At 40.5% G+C, this 6,673-nt stretch carries 4 protein-coding genes; all 4 read left to right on the top strand.

Translation table 11 applies throughout. The features are described 5' to 3' along the window. Positions 1–349: 349 nt before the first annotated feature. The 4 genes from ytpR to murC all read left to right on the top strand — a co-directional run bounded on the left by ytpR (position 350) and on the right by murC (position 6,385). Positions 350–961, top strand: coding sequence for a YtpR family tRNA-binding protein (gene ytpR / locus HF078_RS00095; RefSeq protein WP_169289305.1), 612 nt, complete (start codon positions 350–352; stop codon positions 959–961). A gap of 109 nt (positions 962–1,070) precedes the next feature. Continuing rightward, complete coding sequence (locus HF078_RS00090) at positions 1,071–3,545, top strand: DNA translocase FtsK (RefSeq protein WP_346775292.1); 2,475 nt, start codon at positions 1,071–1,073, stop codon at positions 3,543–3,545. A 129-nt stretch (positions 3,546–3,674) separates the two neighbouring features. After that, complete coding sequence (locus tag HF078_RS00085) at positions 3,675–4,760, top strand: nicotinate phosphoribosyltransferase (protein ID WP_169289303.1); 1,086 nt, start codon at positions 3,675–3,677, stop codon at positions 4,758–4,760. 314 nt (positions 4,761–5,074) lie between these two features. Then, complete coding sequence (gene murC, locus HF078_RS00080; protein WP_169289302.1) at positions 5,075–6,385, top strand: UDP-N-acetylmuramate--L-alanine ligase; 1,311 nt, start codon at positions 5,075–5,077, stop codon at positions 6,383–6,385. The last annotated feature ends 288 nt before the right edge of the window (positions 6,386–6,673 follow it).

Genomic DNA, 6,673 nt, shown 5'->3' with positions numbered 1-6,673 from the left:
CGGTAACTATATAAATCATCCAAGTAACGTCTTGCGGCAAGGAGTTTTTCCTCCTTGGTGAATATAGTCATTTGGACTACACCTCCTATTGTTAGATGGTGTGTCCAACAATAGGGGTGCAGAGTATAGCCGAGGAGGCTCCAGCAGCGCCCCTAGGAAAGCGAAGCCATTTGCGGAAATCAACAGCGGAGTTTAACCAATTTATAAAATCATAGATTTTTTCAGTGGCTTTCCATGAAGTGAGGAGGCTCAAGCACCTTCCCGCGGAAAGCGAACACCTGGAACGCAAGGAAACTGGGTATAAAAGCGACTCTTAACTTACTAATAGAAAGGAAGAAAAACCATGACCATAAACGTGTACTATAACCAAGAAGGCATAGGCGACACACTTCTAATCTACATAAAAGAAATCAATTTAAACAATCGAATGGTAGAAAAAACCGGGGACATTGCGAAGATTATAGATAAAGAAACAAAAGAAATAGCGGGATACAACCTTTTCAACGCATCCCAATATATAGCAGTAGACGACTTCAAAGGCCCAGTCAACCTAACAGAAGACCTAATTGCAAAACTTAATCAAGCCTTAGAGGAAAATGGAGTGAAAGAAACCCTCAATCCTGACCTCAGCCCGAAATTCGTTGTTGGACATGTGATAGAAAAAGAAAAACATCCAAATGCAGACAAACTAAGTGTATGTAAAGTAGATGTAGGGACAGAAGTACTTCAGATTGTTTGTGGCGCCCCAAATGTAGATAGCGGACAATTTGTCGTAGTTGCAAAGGTTGGAGCAGTCATGCCTAGCGGACTTGTTATTAGAGATGCAGAACTGCGAGGCGTTGCATCCTCAGGAATGATTTGTTCTGCTAAAGAACTAGACCTTCCAAATGCACCGGCAGAAAAAGGTATCCTTGTTTTAGAAGCCGAGAAATATGAGGCGGGCCAACCGTTTTCAGGTTAATTTCGAGATGACTTTTCTTTTTTACCACTAGATGTTCTCTAGTGGTTTTTTGCCTACTGAACCTGATAAGAGAACAGGTTACGAACAACAAAGAAAGAGTGTGATGAATGTGAACTGGTTTAAAAAGCTGTTTGCTCAGCTAAGTGATGAGGAAGAAAGGACCATTGAGCAAGATTACGCTAAGAAACCGGAAAATAAGCAAAAACAACCAACAGCAAAAGTGACTTATCAATATCCTACTGGTAAATTTCGCTTTCCTCTTATTCCGGATGATGGAAAAAAAGATCAGCAGCCAAGACAGGAAAGAAGACAACAAGCTAAGGCTAATCATCCTACTAAACCTAAATCAGCAGAACAAAACAAGCCAGAATCAATTAAAGTGAAACAAGAAAAAATGACAGAAGAGCCAGTAAAACCGACAGAAACAACAAAGAAAATAAGCACAACAAGAGCATTCGAAAAAGTAACAAACAAAAATAAACAACCCTTTCATCCAACAGAGGTGGTGTCCCCTATTTATGGATATAAACCTCGTCCCTTTACGGAAAAGAAAGAAGAATATATCCCTGAGATTGAGCTGTACAGTAGAGAACAAAAACCAATCTCTAATGAGGCGGCAGAATGGAACCCACTAGAAAGCTACGCTAGTGTAAACTTTGAAGAACTTACAGATAACGACAAATCAAAGGTACAAGCTTTTAGTGAGGAGCTAGTAGAAGAAAGTGATACCCCAGAGGATAGATGGGATAGGGAGAATCCAATAACTTCAATGATAGACAGAGCTGTCAGCGAAGAACACTTGGAAGCTGATGTTGAAGAATCAATAGAAGTAATAGAAGATATGGAAGAAATAGAATCAATAGAAGTAATAGAAGATATGGAAGAAATAGAAGAAATAGAAGTAATAGAAGATATGGAAGAAATAGAAGAAATAGAAGAATTGGATGAAGTTAATGTAGATGTTTCTATTTCTCAACAGCAATCAGCTGCAACTTTGCAGTATAGCGAGCCTAAAGAGGAACGGGTAGAACATCCAAAACCGGAAGTAACTCGTACAAAAGATTCTTCTTCTAAACAGAACATTCCATTTAATGTAATCATGCTTAAGCAGGATAAACGTTCTTTAGAGAGAAAACAGCAGATGTTGGCTAAAGCAGAAGTATCACAACCGTTTTACAGAAAGCCGCCTATAACGATGCTCGCCATCCCACCACAGCATTCTCAGGGTGACCAGGACTGGGTAGAAGCGCAGAAACAATTACTAGACGAAACCTTACATCATTTCAGGGTCGGTGCCAAAGTAGTAAAAGCAACCCAAGGACCATCTGTTACTCAGTTTGAAGTACAACCAGAGCCTGGTGTAAAGGTAAACAAAATTACTAATTTAAGTGACGACATTAAACTTAGCCTGTCTGCGCGTGATATCCGGATGGAGGCGCCAATACCAGGGAAAAACACGATTGGAATTGAAGTGCCTAATCGTGTAAGTAAGCCCGTATTTATCAGAGAAATTATTCGACATCCATCGTTTATCCAGAATAATTCTCCATTGACAGTAGCTTTAGGGTTGGATATTTCAGGTCAACCTGTTGTGTTGGATTTGCAGAAAATGCCACACGGATTAATTGCCGGTGCAACGGGATCCGGAAAAAGCGTCTGTGTAAACTCTATCATTATGAGTTTGTTATATAAAAGTACTCCAGACGAAGTGAAACTTTTATTGATAGATCCCAAAATGGTAGAACTTACACCTTACAACCACATTCCGCATCTTGTCAGCCCGGTTATCACAGATGTAAAGGCAGCAACGGCTGCGTTAAAATGGGCAGTGGAAGAGATGGAACGCCGTTATGAGTTGTTTGTTCATGCAGGTGTAAGAGATATTGGAAAGTACAATGAAACTGCGAAAAAGCATAACCAAGAATCCTTGCCATATATGGTCATCATCATTGATGAGTTGGCTGACCTTATGATGGTTGCTCCAAGTGATGTCGAGGAAGCCATTTGTCGGATTGCCCAAAAAGCACGTGCCTGCGGAATGCACTTACTAATTACCACACAACGTCCGTCCGTTGATGTTATTACAGGTCTTATCAAGGCGAATATTCCAACACGGATTGCTTTCTCTGTTTCTTCCCAAGTAGATTCCAGAACAATCATTGATATTGGTGGGGCTGAGCGCCTTCTTGGGCGCGGGGATATGCTGTTGCTTGAAAATGGTGCTCCTAAGCCAATCAGGGTACAAGGAAATTTTGTCTCAGATGAGGAGATAGAGAGAGCGGTTGACCATGTTCGTAAAGAGCAAAAGCCTAATTATTTGTTTGAGCAAAGCGAATTGCTAAAAGAGAGCACCATACAAGAAGAAGATGAGCTCTTTTTAGAAGCATGTCAATACGTAATTGATCAAAATGGTGCATCCACTTCCAGTTTGCAAAGAAGATTTCGGATTGGCTATAACCGAGCTGCTCGCTTAATGGAAATGATGGAGGACCAAGGTGTGATATCTGGTCCAAAGGGCAGTAAACCAAGAGATGTACTTGTTTCAGAAGAGGAACTTGTCAGTATGCAAGATTCTGACTTTTAATGCTCCTTAACTGAAGTTGTTGTAAATGGATACAATCTTCTATTATTATTAATACTAGTAAACAATAGGAGTCGGTATATCCGACAAGATAGTAACCCGAAAACAGGGTCTTAAGGAGCTTTTAAGAGTATGAAAGAAATTGAGTTGAAGCTGCAAGGTAAAATTAAAAGGCTGACCAATCGCACGTTTAAATTTGATGAGCGTGTAAAAGAAGGATGGTTTTCAGCTGTATATTTTTTGAAAACACGAGAAATTGTTAAAGAGTTTAAACCAGATAACATAGTGACAATGCAATTTTTTCAAAAAGATCATGCGGTCTTATGTGGAACAGACGAAGTAATTGCATTGATTAAGACTTTCGCTGATGACCCGGATTCACTGGAGATTTATTCCTTAAAAGATGGTGACAAAATTGCTCCGTTTGAAACAGTTTTAACCATTACGGGCCCTTATCAGAATTTTGGATTCTTAGAAGGAGTAATTGATGGTATTCTGGCCAGAAGAACATCGGTGTCTACGAATGTTTATAATGTAGTGAAAGCTGCAGGACAAAAACCAGTCATTTTCATGGGAGATCGTGATGATCATTATACCCAACAAGCTGGAGACGGATATGCAGCGCATATTGGAGGCTCCACGGCCCAAGCAACTCATGCAATGAATGAATGGTGGGGTAAAAAAGGGATGGGCACGATGCCACATGCTCTCATCCAACTATTTAATGGGGATGTAGTAGAGGCTTCTAAAGCTTACCATGCTAAATTTCCAGAAGATGACCTGTTGGTTCTGGTAGATTACAACAATGATGTCATTACAGATGCATTGCGAGTGGCAAGAGAATTCGGTGACAAGCTAAAGGGAGTCCGGGTCGATACATCCAGAACCATGATCGATCAGCATTTCATCCGTCATCAGGATGTACTGGGAACATTTGACCCACGCGGAGTAAATGCCCCTCTTGTCTTTGCACTGCGTGAAGCACTGGATAAAGAAGGCTTCCAACATGTGAAGATTGTGGTAAGCGGTGGTTTCAGTGAGCAACGCATCAGGGAATTCGAAGAGCAGAATGTGCCGGTCGATATTTATGGTGTGGGAGGAAGCTTGCTGAAAATTCATATTGGTTTTACTGGCGATAATGTTGTGTTAAACGGGGAGCCACAAGCAAAGGCGGGAAGAAAATACCGCTTCAATGAACGATTGGAAAAAGTGGATTAAAGTATACGAGTACGTGGTATATGGAGAAACTGGTAGGGAGAAGGTCTATCAGTTTTTTCCTATGATGTTCCGTTGCATAAGGGTACGGTAGTGGAATTGTTGAATTAGTGCTATAATAGATCGTTGTTAAGAAAAGTCTTTTCTACATATGGTTTTAATCCTTAAACATAAGGGAATTAGCATTTTTAGACGCTAATCATATAATGGATTATCTATGCGGAGAAAACTACGTTTGGTACAAAAATAAAAACTATTATTCAGTTCGTTTGCATGAATAAGCGAATTATATATAGATAAATGTTGGAGGTTTTTTCATGACCATTTATCATTTTGTTGGTATTAAAGGATCAGGAATGAGTGCCCTTGCCGGTATATTGGACGATATGCATTTTCAAGTACAAGGGTCAGATATTGAGAAGAGGTTTTTTACGCAAAAAGGTCTCGAAGAAAAAGGGATTACTATCCTCCCTTTTGACAAGGACAATATTACAGAAGATATGACGGTTATTGCCGGTAATGCATTTCCTGACACACATGAGGAGATAGAAGCGGCAAAAGAACTAAATATACCAGTCATACGGTATCCGCAATTCCTGGGCCAATTTATGGAGAAATACACCAGTATCGCCGTAACGGGTGCGCACGGAAAGACGTCTACAACAGGATTGCTTTCTCATGTCATTCAAGGGGCGAAGCCTACATCTTACCTTATTGGAGATGGCACAGGTCGTGGAGTAGAGGGTAGTGAATATTTTGTATTTGAAGCATGTGAGTACAAAAGGCATTTCTTATCCTATTTTCCTGATTATACGATCATGACAAATATCGATTTTGACCATCCAGATTATTTTGGCAGTATTGATGATGTGTTTTCAGCATTCCAGGAGATGGCTATGCAAGTGAAGAAGGGAATCATTGCATGTGGAGATGACGAGTATCTGCAAAAAATTCAGGCAAAAGTTCCAGTAATCTACTATGGTTTCGGGGAAGAGAATGATTTCCAAGCACGTCATGTGGAAAAATCAACAGAAGGTACCACATTTGATGTATATGTACGTAATAACCATTATGCTACATTTAAAATAAATGGGTATGGTGACCACAACATTATGAACTCCTTGGCTGTCATTGCGTTATGTCACTATGAAGAAATTCCTGTCGATGTGATTCAGAGTCAATTGCTTACATTTGAAGGAGTTAAACGAAGATTTTCAGAGAAAGTAATAGGCTCTCAAGTTTTGATTGATGATTATGCCCATCATCCAACTGAGATTCGTGCGACTATTGATGCAGCCAACCAAAAATATCCTGATCGCGACGTGATTGCCGTATTCCAACCGCATACTTTTACAAGAACTCAAACATTCTTGAATGAATTTGCGGAAAGCTTAAACGGAGCGGACCATGTTTACTTGTGTGATATATTCGGTTCTGCTAGAGAGAATCAAGGGAAGCTGACGATTAATGATTTGTTGGAGAAAATTGACCGTGCAGAAATTCTGACAGAAGAAGGAACAGAATTGTTGGCAAAGCATGAAAATAGCGTCATTATTTTCATGGGAGCCGGTGATGTTACCAAATTCCAAGAAGCATATGAGAAGTCCCTTCAGCATGAAGTAGAATGATAATGTATATAAAAACCGGCTTTCCTTCATGTTGAGGGGAAGTCGTTTTTTGATTTGCTGAATACCGCTGTTAATTTCCGCAAAAGGCTTCGCTTTCCGCGGAGCGACCTTGAGCCTCCTCACTTCGTTGGAAGCCACCTTGATGTTGAAATTTTATCAAACACCGCTGTTGATTTCCGCAAAAGGCTTCGCTTTCCTAGGGGCACTGCTGGAGCCTCCTCGGCTACGCCTGCGGGGTCTCCACCTAGCGCTATCTCCCTCAGGAGTCTTCGCCTTTTGCTCCAATCA

Source organism: Bacillus sp. RO2, assembly GCF_012911845.1.
GTDB lineage: Bacteria > Bacillota > Bacilli > Bacillales > Bacillaceae_I > Sutcliffiella_A.
This window is presented reverse-complemented; position numbering and strand designations above follow the sequence as displayed.